Origin of the sequence: Paraliobacillus sp. X-1268 (assembly GCF_003426095.1) — a bacterium.
Classification (GTDB): domain Bacteria; phylum Bacillota; class Bacilli; order Bacillales; family Amphibacillaceae; genus Paraliobacillus_A; species Paraliobacillus_A zengyii.
Map to the genome: position 1 here is coordinate 37,502 of NZ_QJSK01000007.1, position 18,738 is coordinate 56,239.

General features: G+C 33.9%; 20 protein-coding genes and 1 other annotated feature. Of the genes, 17 read left to right on the forward strand and 3 right to left on the reverse strand.

Annotated elements, in window-relative coordinates; genetic code table 11:
• Window positions 1-11: 11 nt before the first annotated feature.
• Together dnaN and dnaA are read right to left on the reverse strand one after the other, a co-directional pair.
• The gene (gene dnaN, locus D2K62_RS10315) at window positions 12-1,154 is read right to left on the reverse strand and encodes a DNA polymerase III subunit beta (protein ID WP_112179022.1); all 1,143 of its coding nucleotides are present in this window, start codon (window positions 1,152-1,154) and stop codon (window positions 12-14) included.
• 195 nt (window positions 1,155-1,349) lie between these two features.
• Entirely contained in the window at window positions 1,350-2,702 is a 1,353-nt protein-coding gene (gene dnaA, locus D2K62_RS10320; protein ID WP_112179020.1) for a chromosomal replication initiator protein DnaA, read from the reverse strand.
• A gap of 666 nt (window positions 2,703-3,368) precedes the next feature.
• Between dnaA and rpmH the strand changes: the two genes are divergently transcribed.
• The 11 genes from rpmH (at window position 3,369) to D2K62_RS10375 (ending at window position 13,614) form a co-directional block, all read left to right on the forward strand.
• The gene (rpmH, locus tag D2K62_RS10325; protein ID WP_112182598.1) at window positions 3,369-3,503 is read left to right on the forward strand and encodes a 50S ribosomal protein L34; all 135 of its coding nucleotides are present in this window, start codon (window positions 3,369-3,371) and stop codon (window positions 3,501-3,503) included.
• A gap of 153 nt (window positions 3,504-3,656) precedes the next feature.
• Window positions 3,657-3,998: a ribonuclease P protein component gene (gene rnpA, locus D2K62_RS10330; protein WP_112182597.1), complete on the forward strand. Its 342-nt coding sequence runs from the start codon at window positions 3,657-3,659 to the stop codon at window positions 3,996-3,998.
• A gap of 82 nt (window positions 3,999-4,080) precedes the next feature.
• Window positions 4,081-4,863 carry a YidC family membrane integrase SpoIIIJ gene (gene spoIIIJ, locus D2K62_RS10335; RefSeq protein ID WP_112182596.1) on the forward strand — a complete coding sequence of 261 codons (783 nt, stop codon included), beginning with the start codon at window positions 4,081-4,083 and terminating at the stop codon, window positions 4,861-4,863.
• The gene (gene jag / locus D2K62_RS10340; protein ID WP_112182595.1) at window positions 4,863-5,483 is read left to right on the forward strand and encodes an RNA-binding cell elongation regulator Jag/EloR; all 621 of its coding nucleotides are present in this window, start codon (window positions 4,863-4,865) and stop codon (window positions 5,481-5,483) included. Before spoIIIJ ends, jag begins: the two co-directional genes overlap by 1 nt.
• Before the next feature lie 286 nt (window positions 5,484-5,769).
• Window positions 5,770-7,146, forward strand: coding sequence for a tRNA uridine-5-carboxymethylaminomethyl(34) synthesis GTPase MnmE (gene mnmE / locus D2K62_RS10345; protein ID WP_112182594.1), 1,377 nt, complete (start codon window positions 5,770-5,772; stop codon window positions 7,144-7,146).
• Window positions 7,147-7,187: 41 nt separating this feature from the next.
• Complete coding sequence (gene mnmG, locus D2K62_RS10350; RefSeq protein ID WP_112182593.1) at window positions 7,188-9,068, forward strand: tRNA uridine-5-carboxymethylaminomethyl(34) synthesis enzyme MnmG; 1,881 nt, start codon at window positions 7,188-7,190, stop codon at window positions 9,066-9,068.
• Between the two features lie 76 nt (window positions 9,069-9,144).
• On the forward strand, window positions 9,145-9,858 hold the full coding sequence (gene rsmG / locus D2K62_RS10355; protein ID WP_112182592.1) for a 16S rRNA (guanine(527)-N(7))-methyltransferase RsmG: 714 nt from the start codon (window positions 9,145-9,147) through the stop codon (window positions 9,856-9,858).
• Window positions 9,859-10,207: 349 nt separating this feature from the next.
• Window positions 10,208-11,059, forward strand: coding sequence for a nucleoid occlusion protein (noc, locus tag D2K62_RS10360; protein WP_112182591.1), 852 nt, complete (start codon window positions 10,208-10,210; stop codon window positions 11,057-11,059).
• A 138-nt stretch (window positions 11,060-11,197) separates the two neighbouring features.
• Window positions 11,198-11,980: a ParA family protein gene (locus D2K62_RS10365; RefSeq protein WP_112182590.1), complete on the forward strand. Its 783-nt coding sequence runs from the start codon at window positions 11,198-11,200 to the stop codon at window positions 11,978-11,980.
• Window positions 11,952-12,791: a ParB/RepB/Spo0J family partition protein gene (locus D2K62_RS10370; protein ID WP_112182589.1), complete on the forward strand. Its 840-nt coding sequence runs from the start codon at window positions 11,952-11,954 to the stop codon at window positions 12,789-12,791. The genes D2K62_RS10365 and D2K62_RS10370 overlap by 29 nt, the downstream gene beginning before the upstream one ends.
• Before the next feature lie 112 nt (window positions 12,792-12,903).
• Window positions 12,904-13,614, forward strand: a complete 711-nt coding sequence (locus tag D2K62_RS10375) for a DUF554 domain-containing protein (protein ID WP_112182588.1) — start codon at window positions 12,904-12,906, stop codon at window positions 13,612-13,614.
• A 43-nt stretch (window positions 13,615-13,657) separates the two neighbouring features.
• On the opposite strand, the gene yyaC is transcribed toward D2K62_RS10375, so the two are convergent.
• Entirely contained in the window at window positions 13,658-14,254 is a 597-nt protein-coding gene (gene yyaC / locus D2K62_RS10380; protein ID WP_112182587.1) for a spore protease YyaC, read from the reverse strand.
• Window positions 14,255-14,343: 89 nt separating this feature from the next.
• Between yyaC and D2K62_RS10385 the strand changes: the two genes are divergently transcribed.
• The 6 genes from D2K62_RS10385 (at window position 14,344) to rpsR (ending at window position 18,212) form a co-directional block, all read left to right on the forward strand.
• Window positions 14,344-15,366 carry a YkvI family membrane protein gene (locus tag D2K62_RS10385; protein ID WP_112182586.1) on the forward strand — a complete coding sequence of 341 codons (1,023 nt, stop codon included), beginning with the start codon at window positions 14,344-14,346 and terminating at the stop codon, window positions 15,364-15,366.
• A gap of 57 nt (window positions 15,367-15,423) precedes the next feature.
• Window positions 15,424-15,621, forward strand: coding sequence for a DUF951 domain-containing protein (locus D2K62_RS10390; RefSeq protein ID WP_112182797.1), 198 nt, complete (start codon window positions 15,424-15,426; stop codon window positions 15,619-15,621).
• Between the two features lie 264 nt (window positions 15,622-15,885).
• Complete coding sequence (gene ychF, locus D2K62_RS10395) at window positions 15,886-16,986, forward strand: redox-regulated ATPase YchF (RefSeq protein WP_112182585.1); 1,101 nt, start codon at window positions 15,886-15,888, stop codon at window positions 16,984-16,986.
• A 176-nt stretch (window positions 16,987-17,162) separates the two neighbouring features.
• Window positions 17,163-17,453 carry a 30S ribosomal protein S6 gene (rpsF, locus tag D2K62_RS10400; protein ID WP_112182584.1) on the forward strand — a complete coding sequence of 97 codons (291 nt, stop codon included), beginning with the start codon at window positions 17,163-17,165 and terminating at the stop codon, window positions 17,451-17,453.
• A gap of 12 nt (window positions 17,454-17,465) precedes the next feature.
• A complete protein-coding gene (gene ssb, locus D2K62_RS10405) occupies window positions 17,466-17,954 on the forward strand; it encodes a single-stranded DNA-binding protein (RefSeq protein WP_112182583.1) in 489 nt (162 codons plus the stop codon).
• 27 nt (window positions 17,955-17,981) lie between these two features.
• Window positions 17,982-18,212 (forward strand): 30S ribosomal protein S18, encoded by a 231-nt coding sequence (gene rpsR, locus D2K62_RS10410; protein WP_112182582.1) that lies wholly within the window; start codon window positions 17,982-17,984, stop codon window positions 18,210-18,212.
• 204 nt (window positions 18,213-18,416) lie between these two features.
• Window positions 18,417-18,655: a binding site (T-box leader), on the forward strand.
• Window positions 18,656-18,738: the final 83 nt, after the last annotated feature.

The following is an 18,738-nucleotide window of genomic DNA, read 5'->3' on the forward strand; positions in this document are numbered from 1 at the left end:
TGATTTGGAAATTAATATGTCCGAACAGGTAAAATTAACTGCAATATAAATTCGTTATCAACAGGTCTCATAATAAATGGACGCATTGCACCTGTAAATTCAATTTTAACACGATCTTCTTCAATTGTTTTTAACGCGTCAATCATATATTTAGCACTAAAAGATATTTTAAGGTCTTCACCCTCAATTGACTCGGTTTTGACATCTTCTGTGACTTGTCCAACTTCTGGTGTATTGCTACTAATTTCAATTTCATTGTTACCTTTTGTTTGAAGTTTAACAACATTATTACGATTTTCCTTTGCTAATAAGGAGGCGCGATCGATTGCTTGCAATAATTCTTTTGTTTTTGCATAAACAATTGTTTTACTTTGTTCTGGAATTAATCTAGCTGTTTCTGGATAATTCCCATCTAATAAACGTGATAAAAAGTATAAATTCTTGGTTTGAAATAATATTTGATTTTCTGTGACGCTTATAGTAATTGTTTCTTCATTGTCATCTAAAATTTTATTTAGCTCTGTTAAACTTTTTCCTGGAATAATAACATTACTAAAGTTTACTTTTTCATTCGCTTGATCTAATGGAATTTTTCTAGAAGCAAGACGATGACTATCTGTCGCAACAAAATCTAAGAAGTGATCTTCTACTTTCATATTGACTCCAGTTAATATCGGTCTAGTTTCAACAGTTGAAACAGCAAATACTGTTTGCTTAATTAGATTTTTTAGTAAGTCATTCTTTAATTCAAAACTATTTTCAGGTTTAAAGATTGGTAACTGAGGATATTCTACAGCGTCTTGTCCATTTAAATGGAATTCTGCTCCTCCTGATTTAATTGTTACCTGAAAATGATCATCAGTAGAAATTTCTACTGTTTTTAAAGGTAACTTTCTAATTATATCAGGAAAGTATTTGGCTTGGACTACAATACTTCCATTTTCACCAATTTCTACGTTCTCTATTCCTTCTTCTTCTTTTGGTATAAATGATTCTATTGATATATCTGAATCACTACCTGTTAATTTAATACCATCAGTTGTCGCTTCAATTTTTATACCAGTTAGAATTGGTATGGTTACTCTTGCTGATATTGCTTTCATTACATGTTGAATACTTTCGATTAGTAAATCACGTTGAATGATAAATTGCATGAAATTAATCCTCCTAAGGGAAGTTATATATATTAATTATTATTAATATATGTCGTAGTAATAGTAGTAGGGCCTGTGATTATGTGGATAAGTCAAGTTTAGACATAATTTGCAAGCCTGTGTGTATGTGGATAGGATGTTAGTAAGTCTGCACCTGTTATCCACGTTATCCACATGTGCATAGACGACGATATCTTAAAAAATTTTAAGTCGCTCCTTTATTTCTTCAATATCGCGGTGTAATAATTCATCGGTACTTAACAGCTTTGAAATCTTCTCGTGTGCATGAATAACTGTTGTATGATCCCGTCCACCAAATTCTTCACCAATTTTAGGTAAAGAGAAATCTGTTAACTCACGTGATAAATACATCGCAATTTGTCTAGGAAAAGCAACGGATTTTGTTCGCTTTTTAGCAGCAAATTCATCTAATCTAATATTATATCTTTCGCTAATTATCTCTTGTATTGCAGCTATTGTTACAACTTTTGGTCGTGAGCTCGGGATAATATCTTTTAATGCCTCAGCTGCTAAAGACGCATCTACATCTTTATTAACTAAGGAAGAATAAGCAACAACACGTATTAGAGCTCCCTCTAATTCTCGGATGTTTGTATCAATCTGATTTGCAATATAAAGCATAACCTCATTTGGAATATCTAGTCCTTCTGCTTTCGCTTTTTTACGCAAGATAGCAATTCTTGTTTCCAAATCAGGTGGTGTAATGTCTGTAATTAATCCCCATTCAAACCTTGAGCGCAGACGATCTTCTAACGTTGGAATTTCTTTTGGTGGTCGGTCACTAGAAATAATAATTTGTTTGCTTTCTTCATGCAACGTGTTGAATGTATGAAAAAATTCTTCCTGTGTTTGTTCTTTTCCAGCTAGAAACTGAATATCATCAATTAATAAGACATCTACATTGCGATATTTATTGCGAAAATTAACTGCTTTATTATCACGAATGGAATTTATAAATTCGTTTGTGAACTTTTCAGATGATAGATAAACAACTTTTGCAGATGGATTATGATCTAAAACATAATGACCAATTGCATGCATTAGATGTGTTTTACCAAGACCAACCCCACCATAAATAAATAACGGATTATACGCTTTTGCAGGTGCTTCAGCAACAGCTAAGGATGCAGCATGCGCAAAACGATTACCTGTGCCAATTACAAAAGTGTCAAATGTATATTTATCATTTAACATCGTTTTTGGAAATTCATTATTATCTTGCTGATTAACACGTGGCATTTTCCTATTTGTTTGCACTGTATCATCAATAGATCCTTCAGATTCTGGAATAATAAATTTTGTTTTTAATTTTGCACCAGTTACATCAAATAACGCATCTGATATGAGTTCTGTATAGCGGCTTTCAAGCCAATCACGTGCAAATTCATTAGGAGCTGAAACAATTAATGTATCGTCTGTAATACTGTCAGCACTTGTGTTTTTTAGCCAGGTATCATAACTTGGTTTACTTACTTTTTCTTTAATAGATTCAAGTGTACTCAACCATAACTCTTCAATATTTTCCATAATACTATTCACCCCTCTCAATAAAAATAGTAATTAAGAAATAAAAAACCTCTCGCAATGTTTCTGTAAAAGAAAGATCGAAAGGTAATGTATAAACGGTATGCCTGTGGATAGCCTATATGGCTAAGTATATAGTCTATAACAATTTTTAATAGTTTTCCACACCCTTGTGTGTAAGTTCATAAACAGGTGTGTTAATAAATGTCCACACGTTATCCACAACCTGTGGATACATATATTTTCTTAGATTGTTTTTCACATATTAAAACACAAATATAATAACAAATTTATGCTAATGATGCAAGGCTTATTCGACAGTTATCCACAAAGTCCAACTGTTGTAGACAATAATTATCCACAAGACTGTATTTTGTGGTTATTTTGTAGATAACTTGTGTGGACAAAAAAACAAGTAAAAATATTACGCACAGAACCTGTGGATAATAAAAAAAAGTGTATTTCTCAGCTGTTTTTGTTTTTATGGTAAGTGGATAAATTTTTTCTAACAACAAAAACACGGGTAAATAGTAATTTATTTTGATGGGAATATAGATTAGATAATAAATAAACTTGGACGTATTGACATTTGATGCTTTTATTACGTATAATGTATTCGACTGTCTTCTTAATATTCGAGTTTTAATTCCTCAGGGAGGTGTACTATAAATGAAACGCACATTTCAACCAAATACACGTAAGCGTAAAAAAGTTCACGGTTTTCGTTCACGTATGAGCACTAAAAATGGACAAAACGTCATTGCTCGTCGCCGTAAAAAAGGACGTAAAGTATTATCAGCATAGGCCACTGAGATAATATCAGGGGTCTTTTTTTTCAGTTAGAAAAGAGAATTAATGATAATAAGCTCGTTTAAGTGAAGAAATTAACAAAGCGGGCTTATTTTCATACATATCGATCAGATCTATCGGATGAATTGACAATGGAGGTAACAGTCCATGAAAAAGGCTTATAGATTAAAAAAAGATAAAGAATTTCAACTTGTTTTCAAACAGGGGAAGTCTTTTGCAAATAGACAATTGGTAATATACTATTTAAAGAAAACAGAACAAAAACATTTCCGAGTTGGTTTATCTGTGAGTAAAAAGATTGGTAATGCTGTAATGCGTAATCAAATAAAGCGTTATCTTAGACAAGCCTTTTTAGAACTTGATGAACAGATCGATAATACGTATGATGTTATTGTGATTGCTAGAGTTCCTACAAATAATATGGACTTTTTTGAAATAAAAAAGAGTTTAATACATGTATTATCAAAATCGAATGTATTAAAACGGTAGAGCTATGGATTCCACATGTAAATAATGATAAAATGAAAGTTATATTTTTACATACATCGCAAGGTAAATGAGGAGGAAGAGCATGCGCAAAAAAGTATTACTGTTTGCGGCTTTAATCGGTTTACTAGTGTTACTGTCAGGTTGTGGTGACATTGAAACGGATATTACAAGTGAAAGTACGGGATTTTGGGCACAATATTTTGTTTATCCATTATCTTGGGTCATTATTAAAGTAGCAGACTTTTTTAGTGGTAGTTATGGTTTATCAATAGTGGTTGTAACAATTGCTATTCGTTTGGTTTTATTACCATTAAATATTAAGCAATTGAAAAGCTCAAAGGGAATGCAAGCAATTCAACCGGAGTTGCAAAAGGTTAGAGAAAAATATAGTTCCAAAGATGCTCAAACACAACAAAAATTACAAAAAGAAACGATGGAGTTATTCCAAAAAAACGGTGTTAATCCAATGGCTGGTTGTTTACCAATTATTGTACAGATGCCAATTTTAATTGCTTTTTATCATGCAATTATGCGAACACCACATTTAGATGAGGGTAGTTTTTTATGGTTTCAGTTAAGTGAACCTGATCCATACTATATCCTACCGATCGTTGCAGCTGGTGCGACTTTCTTACAGCAAAAATTGATGATGGCAGGAACGAATACAACACAAAATGCTGCTATGCCACAAATGCAAATGATGCTTTACATGATGCCAATAATGATTGGTGTTATGGCAGTCTTCTTCCCGACAGCTTTATCATTGTACTGGGTAGTTGGAAACATATTTATGGTATTACAAACTATTTTCGTTCGTGGACCTATGATGAAAGATAAGGAACCAGAAACGGGAGGAAATAAATAGTGAGACAGGTAACTGCTTCTGGACAAACAGTCGAAGATGCGGTCCAATCAGCACTAAAGCAGTTAAACACCACAGAGGACCAAGTAAAGATAACAATTATCGATTCAGGTAAAAAAGGATTATTTGGACTATTCGGTAGTAAACGTGCAATTGTAAAAGTAACAATTGAAGAAAACCCTATAGAGCAGGCGGAAACGTATTTGAAGCGCCTAGTTAGTGCTTTTTCTGATGACGTTTTTATTGAAAGAATAACACGTGGTAATACAATAACCTTTGAGTTATCAGGTGAAAAGATCGCGATGTTAATTGGAAAACGAGGACAGACTTTAAATGCGTTGCAATATCTTGTACAACTTGTTTTAAATCGTGGTAAAAAAGAGCGTTATAATGTAATCATTGACGCTGAGGGTTATCGTAACCGGCGAAGGATTACACTAGAGCAGTTAGCCGATCGGCTGGCAGATAAGGCTATTAAGATACACAAACCAGTTTCATTAGAACCGATGCCTTCTTATGAAAGAAAAATAATTCATAGTGCTCTGCAAACTAATAAGAGTATAGAGACGGATTCGGAAGGTATAGAACCGAATCGGTATGTAGTAATTAAACCAGCAAAATAAATTTAAAAACGTACAAGAAACAGAAAATGTTTCTTGTACGTTTTTTTTGTGGATAAGCAGAGAAGAATAAAAACACAGGTTATCCACCTGTGCATAACTACATTTTTTAATAGGGGAGTTTTCAAACAAATTAAAAGACTATGCACATGTGGATAAAAGAGTACGTATAGCTTTTCAATAGGCAAATAATGTGCTATTCTGTTATGTTAGTGACACTTTTTTATAGATAAGTAAAAAACATTAATTTTATATAGATAATTGTAGGAAAGTTGGAGGTGAAGTATAGATGGAAACTGATACAATAGCAGCAATTTCAACACCAATTGGAGAAGGGGCTATTGCAATTGTTCGATTGAGTGGCAAAGATGCAGTAATAATTGCAAATCAACTTTTTCATGGTCCTGATTTAATTACCGTTGATTCACACACCATTCATTACGGAAAGATCATTGATCCAGAAACAAATCAAACGGTTGAAGAAGTAATGGTAAGTGTGATGCGGGCACCGAAAACTTTCACAAGAGAAGATGTTGTAGAAATAAATTGTCATGGTGGACTGGCATCAGTAAACCGTTTATTGGAATTAGTTTTGCAGATGGGAGCTCGACTCGCAGAACCTGGAGAATTTACAAAACGCGCCTTTTTACATGGTCGTATTGATTTATCACAAGCTGAAGCGGTAATGGATTTAATCCGTGCAAAAACGGATAAAGCAATGGATGTGGCGATTAAACAGTTAGATGGGAAATTATCTAAACTAATTCAACATTTACGCCAGGAATTATTACAGACAGTAGCCCATGTTGAGGTCAATATTGATTATCCAGAGTATGATGATGTAGAGGAAATGACAAATGACTTCATGTTAGTAAAGACTAAAGAGGTTTATCAAGAAATTGAAGGTTTGTTACAAATGGCAAGACAAGGTAAAATCTTACGTGAGGGTATTGGAACGGCTATTATTGGTAGACCAAATGTAGGTAAATCATCCTTATTAAATGCTTTGGTTCATGAGAATAAAGCGATCGTAACGGATGTTCCTGGTACAACTCGTGACGTGATTGAGGAGTATGTAAATGTTCGAGGAATACCGCTTCGGTTAGTCGACACTGCCGGCATACGTGATACGGAAGATATTGTAGAAAAAATAGGTGTAGAACGCTCTCGTCAAGTATTAAAGGAAGCAGATTTAATTTTACTTGTGTTAAATTATAATGAGGCATTAACGGATGAAGATCTTCAATTATTTGAATTAGTAAAAGATTTAGAAGTTATTGTACTTGTAAATAAAACAGACTTACCGAAGAAGATTGACTTAGAGAAACTAAAACAATTGGCTAATGGACAACCTCTTATTACAACAGCTTTAATAGAAGAAAAAGGCTTAGATGATTTAGAAACAGCAATTGCAGACAGGTTTTTTGAAGGTGAATTAGATACTGGTGACTTAACATACGTTTCAAATGTACGTCATATACAATTGTTAAAGCAAGCATTACAAGCTCTTGATGAAGCAATGTTTGCGTTAAGAGAAGGTATGCCAATTGATTTAGTTCAAATTGATGTAACACGCACGTGGCAATTATTAGGTGAAATTATAGGGGACACAGTTCAGGACAGTTTAATTGATCAACTATTTTCACAATTTTGTTTAGGAAAATAAAAAAATCTGTTTTATAACAGGTAGATAGAGGGTGACAACTAATGACTTATAATGCTGGTAATTTTGATGTAATAGTTATTGGTGCAGGACACGCAGGTGTAGAAGCGGCAAATGCTGCAGCAAAACGTGGTGCGAAAACGTTAATGCTTACATTAAATTTAGATATGATTGCCTTTATGCCGTGTAATCCATCTGTTGGTGGACCAGCAAAAGGCGTTGTAGTAAGAGAAGTTGATGCATTAGGTGGATTAATGGGAAAAGTAATTGATAAAACATATATCCAAATGCGTATGCTTAATACAGGAAAAGGTCCAGCTGTTCGTGCGCTAAGAGCACAAGCTGATAAACCGCTATATATTCAAGAAATGAAAAAAAGATTAGAAAACCAAGATAATTTAACATTACGTCAAGCAATGGTTGAGAAATTGATTATGGAAGATGGTGTATGTAAAGGCGTTATTACGGAGACAAAAGCAGCCTATCATGCAAAATCGGTTATTATTACAACAGGAACATTTATGAGATCTCGCGTTATTATTGGTGATTTGTCTTATGAAAGTGGACCAAATAACCAACGAGCATCGGTTAAACTATCGGAGCATTTAGAGGAAATTGGTTTTGAATTGGTACGTTTCAAGACAGGGACACCACCACGTGTGAATAGTCATACGATTGATTATTCAAAAACAGAAATACAGCCAGGGGACGAAAATCCAAGTCATTTCTCATATGAAACATCTCAGGAATTAATTGAACAAATTCCTTGCTGGTTAACGTATACTAATGAGTTCACACATAAAATTATAAATGACAATTTAGGTTTATCTGCTATGTACTCAGGCATGATAAAAGGTACGGGGCCACGTTATTGTCCGTCAATTGAAGATAAAATTGTTCGCTTTCATGACAAACCACGTCACCAAGTTTTCTTAGAACCAGAAGGAAGAGATACAGAAGAAGTATATGTACAGGGGTTATCAACCTCTTTACCAGAGTTTGTTCAACGTGAAATCCTACGTTCGATTGAAGGATTAGAAAATGCTGAAATTATGCGTGCAGGATATGCAATTGAATATGATTCTGTAGTACCGACTCAATTATGGCCAACACTTGAAGTGAAAAATGTTCCTGGCCTGTATACAGCGGGACAAATAAATGGAACATCTGGATATGAAGAAGCGGCTGGTCAAGGACTGATCGCTGGTATTAATGCAGCTGCGAGAGCACTTGATAAAGAACCTTTAGTTCTAGATCGTTCACAAGCGTATATTGGTGTGCTAATTGACGATTTAGTAACAAAAGGTACAAATGAACCCTATCGCTTATTGACATCAAGAGCAGAATACCGTTTACTTTTACGACATGATAATGCTGATATGCGTTTAACAGAAATTGGCTATCAATTAGGTATGATCACAGAAGAACGCTATCAACTTTTTATTGATAAAAAAAGATTTGTTAAAGAGGAAACGACACGTTTGGAAAAGGAAACAATAAAGCCATCTGAATCATTGAAATTGTTAATGGAAGAGGTTGGTGCAACGGAATTAAGAGAACCAACAAAAGCTGTAGAATTATTGAAAAGACCAGAAATTAACTATCAATTAATTGAAAAGCTTACGCCAGCACCAATAGATTTAAATTTTGATGTTAAGGAGCAAGTAGAGATTCAAATTAAATATCGAGGTTACATTGAGAAATCTAATCAACAAGTAGAACGAATGAAAAAAATGGAGAATAAATGGATTCCAGAAGATATTGATTACGATGCCGTTAGTGGTATTGCAACAGAGGCGAAAGAGAAATTCAAAAAAGTTCGTCCTTTGTCAGTAGGTCAAGCTTCGCGTATTTCTGGTGTAAATCCAGCTGATGTATCTATTCTTCTTGTCTATATTGAACAAGGAAACATTGCTAAGGTATAATAATAAGCATTATATAATGTAAATCATAGTAACTACTTGTTACGTTTGTTTCTAGATAGAAAGGAATTAAATGTCGATGAATGCTGAATCATTTGCTACAAAAATGTCGGAACATGGAATTGAATTATCTGAACAACAGAAACATCAATTTGATATTTATTTTCATACACTAGTGGAGTGGAATGACAAAATAAATTTAACTTCAATAACGGATGAAGTCGGAGTCTATCTCAAGCACTTTTATGACTCTCTAACTGCCTCATTTTATTTCGATTTTGGTAAAGAACTTAGTATTTGTGATGTGGGAGCGGGTGCAGGTTTTCCAAGTATTCCATTAAAAATTTGTTTCCCGCAATTACAGGTTACAATTGTTGATTCACTACAAAAAAGGATAAATTTCTTAAATCATCTAGCTGATCAGTTAGAGTTAGAAGGAGTTACCTTTTATCATGATAGAGCAGAGTCATTTGGTAACAATCAAGTATACAGACAATCCTTTGATGTTGTAATGGCTAGAGCAGTGGCCCGAACATCCGTTTTGAGTGAGTTGTGTTTACCGTTATGTAAAATCACAGGAACGTTTATTGCTATGAAGGGTCCAAATGCACAGGATGAGTTAGTTGATGCAAAAAAAGCAATTGAAATTTTGGGTGGAGAAGTTTCTAATATCCATACTTTTGATTTACCAGATAATAATGGAGAGCGTAATATTGTTATCATTAAGAAAATTAAAAAGACACCCAATAAATACCCGCGTAAACCAGGAGTTCCAAATAAATCTCCATTGTAATGTAAAAGATATGAAAACAAAGATAGTACTGAAAAGATCAGTACTATCTTTGCTTACTTAAAATCTAGCAAATTTTTCGCATTTTCTGTTCTACTATCTTACGCTTTATACGTAATGTGTGGTAGAATAATAGAAGAATATAACGTCGCAGATAAGAAATAAAAGGGATACACAGTCGTTTAAGACTATTCTTATCTCAATAGATTAATAAATTGTTTCACGTGAAACAATTTATTAAAGTTACCTCACTAATAAAACGTATTGTTAGTTATGAAGTATTGGTGATAAATAGCCAATACTTCATATTTCATACGTACGTTAAGTAGGAATATAAAGGTGGTGTCTGTTCATGTTACACCCTTTCAGCCGAATATTTGGCATAGGTGATAAATCTGAAGAAGTGGAGGAGTATATTCCAGATGAAGTAGTCCAACTTCCAGTTAGAGATATTGCACCAAATAGGTATCAACCACGTGCTATTTTTAATCAAGAAAAGATAGAAGAACTGGCACAGACGATTCATACACATGGTATGATCCAACCTATTGTTGTGCGAAAAATGGAAGATGGAGAGAAAAAGTATGAATTAATCGCTGGTGAAAGAAGATGGCGTGCGGTTACCTCTTTGGAGTGGGAAACAGTTCCTGCGATCATACGGATAATGACTGAGGCAGAAACGGCGTCTGTTGCATTAATAGAAAACTTACAAAGAGAAGAGTTAACTGTTATTGAAGAAGCTAAAGCATATAGTCGGTTATTAGAGATACATGATTTAACGCAAGAGGCTTTAGCACAACGTTTAGGCAAGAATCAATCCACGATAGCTAATAAATTACGCTTACTAAAGCTTCCAGAGGTTGTTCAAAATGCAATATTAGAGAAAAAAGTAACCGAAAGACATGCACGCGCATTAATCATATTAAAAGACGCAGATAAGCAAGAGCAATTATTAAATGAAATTATTGAAAGAAATTTAAATGTTAAACAAACAGAAGAACGAATAGCAAAACTAATGGATGATACACCTAAAAAGAAAAAGCCTAAATTAAAAGGTGTAAACAAAGATATGAGAATTGCTATGAATACAATTCGTCAATCATTGAGTATGGTAACGGACACTGGAATTGATTTAGAAACAGAAGAACAAGATTATGATGATTATTACCAAATAACAATCAAAATTCCAAAGAAAAAAAAGTAAAGTAGAAATCCCGTCTTCGATCATCGTAAGGTTGGGGTTTTTTCTTTGATAAGAAAAAACAAAACTATTTACCAATGTTTATTTTTAAAAAAAGTGATAGAATATAAATTATAGAGTTTTAACTAGGTAGGTGACACCATGGGAAAAGTAATTGCCGTAGCCAATCAAAAAGGTGGCGTAGGAAAAACTACTTCATCAGTTAACTTAAGTGCTTGTTTAGCCTATTTTAATTATAAAGTTTTATTAGTTGACATAGATCCACAAGGAAACGCAACAAGTGGTGTGGGGATTAATAAGGCAGATATGGATGAATGTATTTATAATGTATTGGTTGAGGACTTAGATGCTGAAAAAGTTTGTGTTTCTACTTCGGTGGCAAATTTAGATGTTATTCCAGCAACAATTCAATTGTCTGGAGCAGAAATAGAGCTTGTGCCAACTATTTCAAGAGAAGTACGGTTAAAAAAGGCTTTAGAACCAGTTGTTGATCAATATGATTATATTATAATTGACTGCCCTCCTTCATTAGGGTTATTGACTATCAATGCATTAACAGCTGCTGATAGTGTATTAATTCCTGTTCAATGTGAGTATTATGCGTTGGAAGGTTTAAGTCAGTTATTAAACACTATTCGCCTTGTCCAAAAACATTTAAACAAACAGTTAATGATAGAAGGCGTTTTATTAACAATGTTAGATGCACGAACAAATTTAGGTATTCAGGTTATAGATGAAGTGAAAAAGTATTTTCAGGATAAGGTCTATCGTTCAGTTATACCTAGAAACGTACGTCTTGGTGAAGCGCCAAGTCACGGGAAACCGATTATACTATATGATCCGAAATCTAGAGGCGCTGAAGTATATCTTGATTTAGCAAAGGAAGTGATTGCAAATGGAGAGAGGATTAGGGAAAGGAATTAATGCTTTTTTTCCAGAGTTAGAGGATGAGAAAGAATCGGAATCAGTACTTCAAATTTCGGTTAAAGAATGCCGGCCCAATCCATATCAACCTCGTAAAACATTTCAAGCAGATGCGATCGAAGAATTAAAGGAATCAATTATGGAATTTGGTATACTACAACCTTTAATTGTTAGAGATAGTATTAAGGGCTTTGAAATTGTCGCTGGTGAAAGAAGATTTCGTGCTGCAAAAGAAGCGGGACTTGATACAATCCCGGTAATTGTTAAAAACCTAACTGATCAAAAAATGATGGAGTTAGCTTTATTAGAAAATTTACAACGTGAGGATCTAACACCAATTGAAGAAGCTCAAGCCTATGCTAATCTGATGAAAGAGTTTAACATCACGCAAGAAGAATTAGCTAAAAGATTAGGTAAAAGTAGGCCTCATATCGCGAATTTAACTCGTTTACTTAGCCTCCCAACAACTATAAGTGCATTAATTAACAATGGAGAGCTATCAATGGGGCATGGAAGGGCTATACTTGGTTTAAAAGATAAAAATAAGTTACAACCATTGATTGATAAGATTCGCAAAGACAATTTAAATGTTAGACAAGTGGAGCAACTTGTTAATCATCTTAATGAGAAAAAAGTAGAACAAAAAAAACAACCAAATAAAAAAGATTTATTTATTACAGAAAGAGAAGGGCTATTACGAGACCATTTAGGAACGGGCGTAAAAATCCATAAAGGTAAGCGAAAAGGTAAAATAGAAATTGAGTTTTTTTCAGATGATGATCTAGATAGAATCTTAGAGTTATTTCAGTAAATAAAGGCCTGACAACGGGAAGAAACCCCATCTGTCAGGCTTTATTTCTGTAGTTTAGTATATTGTTTCACGTGGAACAATGAGAGCCAGGATGAGGGTAGGTGAAATTAGTATGGCTTTATTAGGTACGATCATTAATGGGGTAGCTATTATAATTGGTACTGTACTAGGCTTGTTTTTCAGAAAAATCCCCGAAAGATACAAAGAAACAATCTTAAGTGGGATAGCATTAACAATTATACTGATTGGCTTGCAAATGGCTTTACAAGTCAATCACATTATAATTGTTTTGTTAAGTATTATGATCGGAGCAATACTAGGAGAAGTAATAGATATAGAGAATAGGCTAAATCAAATTGGGACTTGGGTCGAATCTATTATTAGTGGTAATAAAGTTGATTCAAAAATATCACAAGGTTTTATTACAGCATCCTTGATCTTTGTTGTAGGAGCAATGGCTATTATAGGTGCATTAGATGGTGGGCTAAGAGGAGATCATGGTGTACTAATAACGAAATCTATATTAGATGGCTTTACCTCACTTGTATTAGCTACTACATTAGGATTTGGTGTTATTCTCTCTGCAATTCCAGTAGTTCTTTATCAAGGGACGATTGTATTAATGGCAACAACAATAGAAAAATGGATACCGCCTTTATTATTAGATGGGTTTATTGTCGAAATGACAGCAACTGGTGGTCTATTAATAGTCGCAATAGGTCTAAATATGCTAAACATTACTAGTATTCGCATAGCTAATCTATTACCGTCACTGTTTATGGTAGGTATTATATATACAATATATCAATACTTAATAGGTTAATCCGATAGATTACTAACTTTAAGATAGAAACCATTACTGCTAATTAAATGGTTTCTATCTTTTTTCTCTCCATAGTAGGATATGAAAGGTAATGATGTAGATGATGTAAAGACTTAGCAATTGTTTCTGCCATGTTCATTACAAGGTGTAAACGAGTACTTTGCAAAACCATATAATCCATATAACCGTTAATATTCACGATACCTGTAAGATAAATGTTGCCTACAGGTGGTAAGTCCTTCTGTAAAGCTGCACCAGGTCGTATAGAACCAATGCCAGTGGTAATCATGCCGACGGAATCTTTTCTGCCTAAGCAAGCATCTATTGCAATAATATAGGGGTTTTTATGTTTGCTTTTTATTTTATGTAATTGTTCCTTTAAATTAACGGCATGTACAGGATCTTCTAATGTGCCATAAACAGTGAAATGAGAATGTTTCCATTTATTTAATAATGTACCTGTTAAAGGACCAAGGGAATCACCAGTTGATCGATCTGTTCCAATACAGATAATAATGAATTCGTATGCTTCAGAAGGTAGCCATTGATAGATACTCTGACTAAGAGAACGATAAACAAATCTGTCATCGTAAGGATATCTTTTTTCTGATTTATCAAATGATACTTCTTTTAGATTCATAGCTTTCACTCCCATAACATATTTTTATTAGTATACGAATTTTTGAATGATTCTATACATCTTTTAAAAAAATGGGAGTGAATATAATAATGTTTAAAGCAGGAATGAAATGGACTTTTTTAATAATAGGTACAATGATAGGTGCAGGTTATGCATCTGGAAGAGAGTTATGGCAATTTTTTGGTGCAGAAAGTGGACTAGCTATAGGATTATTCACAATTTTATTTTCGATTTGTTGTTATTCAATTTTGATTATCAGTTTTCAAAATAAAACGACGCAATATTTGCCTGTGTTAAAGGTATTAGTTGGCAAGCGTTTTGCGCACCTATATGATGCAATGATTGTTATTTATCTTTTTTCAACCACTGTAATTATGTTAGCGGGTAGTGGTGTTACTGTTGAGGCATTTCAATATCCCTATTGGTGGGGTATTGTATTAATTGTTATTCCATTGATACTTGTTTTTATATGGGATATAGATGGCATACTGTCAATAAATAGCTTTATTTTACCATTACTATTAGTTGGGTTAATAAGTGTACTTATTTCCTTCATCATTAAAGAAGATTTAACACTTTTATTATCTATTGATAAGCAAAGAAACTGGATGGCTGCTTTTACATTCACATCTTTAAATATATTACCTTTAATTGCCGTAATAGGTGCAATAGGTAATCAGATAAAAGCGAAAGGTGAAGCAGTTTTTGCTAGTATTGGAAGTGGTGCCATACTAGGCTTTATATCCTATATCTATAATAATAGTCTTGTTCAAATTGCAGATGATATATTAGTATATGAGATACCGCTGTTTGCGATTTTAAAAAACTATCCCTATACAATGTTTTTGTTTATGTCTGTATTATTATGGTTTGCAATTTTTACAACTGCTGTATCAGGAACGCTTGGTTTAGTAAGTAGAATCCGGGATAAGATCAATGCACCGTTATGGTTAATTGTATTAGTGCTAGTGTTATGTATGATTCCGCTAACGAAATTTGGTTTTTCAACGTTAATTGAATATCTATATCCTCTATATGGCTTATTAAATTTATATATATTAGCAACTTTACTATTATATCCGTTCATAAATCGATACAAAACAAGTGGATAATGATAAAATAAACTATAGGCTACTAATAAGAAAATATAGTAGGAAGTGGGGCATGATATAATGGAGAAAAAGTATCAATTACATGATGTCGTCCAGATGAAAAAGGCACACCCTTGTGGAGAAAACAAATGGAAAATAATTCGAATGGGAATGGATATTCGTATTAAGTGTGAAGGTTGTGGACATAGTGTTCTTGTACCGCGTAAGAAATTCGAAAGTAAGCTAAAGAAAGTAATTATTGCAGCAGAGGATTAAGGCATCATATTATCGAGGGTAAAACTTACTATGTTGAGATAATTAAAAGTATGTTTCACGTGGAACAAAAAACAACTATAGTTATAGTTTGTGCAAGTTAATTGTCTTAACTTGCAGAAAAGCTGTAGATAAAAGTAAGAAGTGTAAAATAAATAAACAGTTAAAATCTAATTTTAATAACTTGTCAATTTGAATCACTGTATTTATAATTGGTATGACTGAAACGTTCATATGAGCGGTATATCCTTAAGGAGTGGAAGTTTTATGGCATTAACAGCAGGAATTGTTGGTTTACCTAACGTGGGGAAATCGACTTTATTTAACGCGATCACACAAGCTGGGGCAGAAGCAGCAAACTACCCATTTTGTACAATAGATCCTAATGTAGGAATCGTAGAAGTACCAGATGAAAGATTATCTAAGCTAACTGAATTAGTAAAACCGAAGAAGACAATTCCTACAGCTTTTGAATTTACTGATATTGCAGGTATTGTAAAAGGTGCTAGTAAAGGGGAGGGATTAGGGAATAAATTTCTATCTCATATTCGTCAAGTGGATGCTATTTGCCACGTTGTACGTTGTTTTGAAGATGAAAATATCACACATGTATCAGGAGGAGTAGACCCAATCTCTGATATTGAAACAATTAATTTAGAATTAATTCTAGCAGATCTAGAAACCGTTACGAAAAGAATGCAACGTGTTGAAAAAATGACAAGACAAAAAGATAAAGAAGCTGTTGCAGAATTTGATGTCTTAACTAAGTTACATGATGCATTTGAAACTGAAAAACCCGCTAGGTCTGTAAGTTTTACAGAAGATCAAGAAAAGATTGTAAAAGGATTACATTTATTAACAAGCAAACCAATATTGTATGTTGCAAATGTTGGGGAAGACGAACTTTTAGAAGCAGATATAAACCCTCATGTAATAAAGGTACGTGAATTTGCTGGAAATGAGACAGCAGAAGTTATTGTAATAAGTGCAAAAGTAGAATCAGAAATTGCTGAGTTAGACGGCGAAGAGAAAGAGATGTTCCTAGAAGAGTTAGGAATTGAAGAGTCTGGTCTAGATCAATTGATTAAAGCAACGTATCAATTATTAGGTATGGCAACTTATTTCACTGCTGGTGAACAGGAAGTTCGTGCTTGGACATTTAACAAAGGAATTAAAGCTCCTCAAGCCGCAGGTATCATTCATACAGATTTCGAACGTGGATTTATCCGAGCAGAAACGGTATCTTATGATGATCTAGTTGAAGGCGGTTCAATGGCTGGTGCAAAAGAAAAAGGAAACGTGCGTTTAGAAGGAAAAGACTATTTGGTGAAAGACGGCGATGTAATACATTTCCGTTTCAATGTGTAAGCCTGGATCATTATAGAAGTAAACGTATAATTTTAACAGAAGGAAGTAATGCTCAAAATAATGTTGCGCTTTTTTGAAAAGTTTGGTATAATACTTGATTGTGAGTAATGAATGAAATTACTCCTTGTTCCTTTATACCAAAAGGAGCCGCTAAGACCAAAAGGAGGTGCAAACGGATGAGAAATTATGAGATTATGTACATCATCCGCCCAAACATTGAGGAAGAAGCGCAGACAGCATTAGTTGAGCGTTTTAACAGTATCCTTACTGATAATGGAGCGGAAATCGTAAAAGTTGAAGAAAAAGGCAAGAAGAGACTTGCTTATGAAATCAATGATTTTCGTGATGGTTACTATGTATTGATTAAATTTATAGGCGATGTAACAGCAATTAATGAATTTGATCGTCAAGCGAAGTTTAGTGATGATATTATTCGTCACATAGCTGTACGCGAAGACGACAAATAAGGAGGGGATCTCATGTTAAATCGTGTCGTACTTGTAGGCAGGTTAACGAAAGATCCAGACTTACGCTATACTGCAAATGGCGTTGCAGTAGCTAATTTCACCTTAGCAGTCAATCGCCCGTTTTCAAACCAGCAAGGAGAAAGAGAAGCAGACTTTATCAACTGTGTCGTATGGAGACGTCCGGCAGAAAATTTGGCTAACTTTATGAGTAAAGGTAGTCTTGTGGGTGTTGATGGTCGTGTGCAAACTCGAAACTTTGAAGGACAAGACGGAAAACGTGTATTTGTCACAGAAATTGTAGCAGATTCTGTTCAGTTTCTTGAGTCAAAAGGTAGCGGAGGATCAAATTCACAGAATAGTGGACAAGGTATGGATGGGTATAATAAAGCTCAGGACCAAAACCAGTCGTCTAATACTAATAATTCGAACCAAAATGAATCGGATCCGTTTAAAGATAACGGAGAGCCAATTGATATATCAGATGATGATTTACCGTTTTAATATTTAATTATAAAGGAGGACTTTCTTATGGTAGCTCGTCGTGGACGTCCAAAACGTCGTAAGGTATGTTATTTCACAGCAAATGGCATAACACACATTGATTATAAAGATGTTGATTTACTAAGAAGATTTGTTTCAGAAAGAGGGAAAATTCTTCCTCGTCGTGTAACAGGTACTTCTGCAAAATATCAACGTAAATTGACAAGAGCAATCAAACGCTCGCGCCAAATGGCTTTATTGCCATACGTGAACGATTGATTTGTTGAAAGTGAAAAGCCTATCTTTTCTGTTGCTATCTTTTTAGATAGTAGCAGAAGGATAGGCTTTTTTTTTTATGAAAAATGATATATTACAATATTATCGAAAAAACAAGGTCAAATTTTTAATTTTTCTGTAAAAACTGTTGACATTATTTTTTATCATGCTATGATATATGAAAATTCAAAATACTTTGTGAATAGATAATGAACGTAGATGAAGACAGGTTTATTATATTGTATACTAAAGAGAGCTGGTGGTAGCTGCGAACCAGTGTGTCGTATAATAAATAGCACTTCGGAGTTGGCGGATTGAAAGGTTAATTAAGTAGGTCTGCACGGCTATGCCCGTTACAGCATAATACCAATGAAGACTGTGTGTAATAAATAAACACAGTGAAATTTAGGGTGGTACCGCGGATGTTTCAACTTTTCGCCCCTTACGTAAACGTAGAGGGTGGAAAGTTTTTTTAGTTTTTTCTAATAATATATTAAAATCAGAAAGGAGACAAAGTAAAGGTATTAGA

Coding starts and splice junctions, on each gene's coding strand:
- dnaN (WP_112179022.1), bottom strand. CDS start 1,154: ATGCAATTTATCATTCAACGTGATTTACTAATCGAAAGTATTCAACAT.
- dnaA (WP_112179020.1), bottom strand. CDS start 2,702: ATGGAAAATATTGAAGAGTTATGGTTGAGTACACTTGAATCTATTAAA.
- rpmH (WP_112182598.1), top strand. CDS start 3,369: ATGAAACGCACATTTCAACCAAATACACGTAAGCGTAAAAAAGTTCAC.
- rnpA (WP_112182597.1), top strand. CDS start 3,657: ATGAAAAAGGCTTATAGATTAAAAAAAGATAAAGAATTTCAACTTGTT.
- spoIIIJ (WP_112182596.1), top strand. CDS start 4,081: ATGCGCAAAAAAGTATTACTGTTTGCGGCTTTAATCGGTTTACTAGTG.
- mnmE (WP_112182594.1), top strand. CDS start 5,770: ATGGAAACTGATACAATAGCAGCAATTTCAACACCAATTGGAGAAGGG.
- mnmG (WP_112182593.1), top strand. CDS start 7,188: ATGACTTATAATGCTGGTAATTTTGATGTAATAGTTATTGGTGCAGGA.
- rsmG (WP_112182592.1), top strand. CDS start 9,145: ATGAATGCTGAATCATTTGCTACAAAAATGTCGGAACATGGAATTGAA.
- noc (WP_112182591.1), top strand. CDS start 10,208: ATGTTACACCCTTTCAGCCGAATATTTGGCATAGGTGATAAATCTGAA.
- D2K62_RS10365 (WP_112182590.1), top strand. CDS start 11,198: ATGGGAAAAGTAATTGCCGTAGCCAATCAAAAAGGTGGCGTAGGAAAA.
- D2K62_RS10370 (WP_112182589.1), top strand. CDS start 11,952: ATGGAGAGAGGATTAGGGAAAGGAATTAATGCTTTTTTTCCAGAGTTA.
- D2K62_RS10375 (WP_112182588.1), top strand. CDS start 12,904: ATGGCTTTATTAGGTACGATCATTAATGGGGTAGCTATTATAATTGGT.
- yyaC (WP_112182587.1), bottom strand. CDS start 14,254: ATGAATCTAAAAGAAGTATCATTTGATAAATCAGAAAAAAGATATCCT.
- D2K62_RS10385 (WP_112182586.1), top strand. CDS start 14,344: ATGTTTAAAGCAGGAATGAAATGGACTTTTTTAATAATAGGTACAATG.
- ychF (WP_112182585.1), top strand. CDS start 15,886: ATGGCATTAACAGCAGGAATTGTTGGTTTACCTAACGTGGGGAAATCG.
- rpsF (WP_112182584.1), top strand. CDS start 17,163: ATGAGAAATTATGAGATTATGTACATCATCCGCCCAAACATTGAGGAA.
- ssb (WP_112182583.1), top strand. CDS start 17,466: ATGTTAAATCGTGTCGTACTTGTAGGCAGGTTAACGAAAGATCCAGAC.
- rpsR (WP_112182582.1), top strand. CDS start 17,982: ATGGTAGCTCGTCGTGGACGTCCAAAACGTCGTAAGGTATGTTATTTC.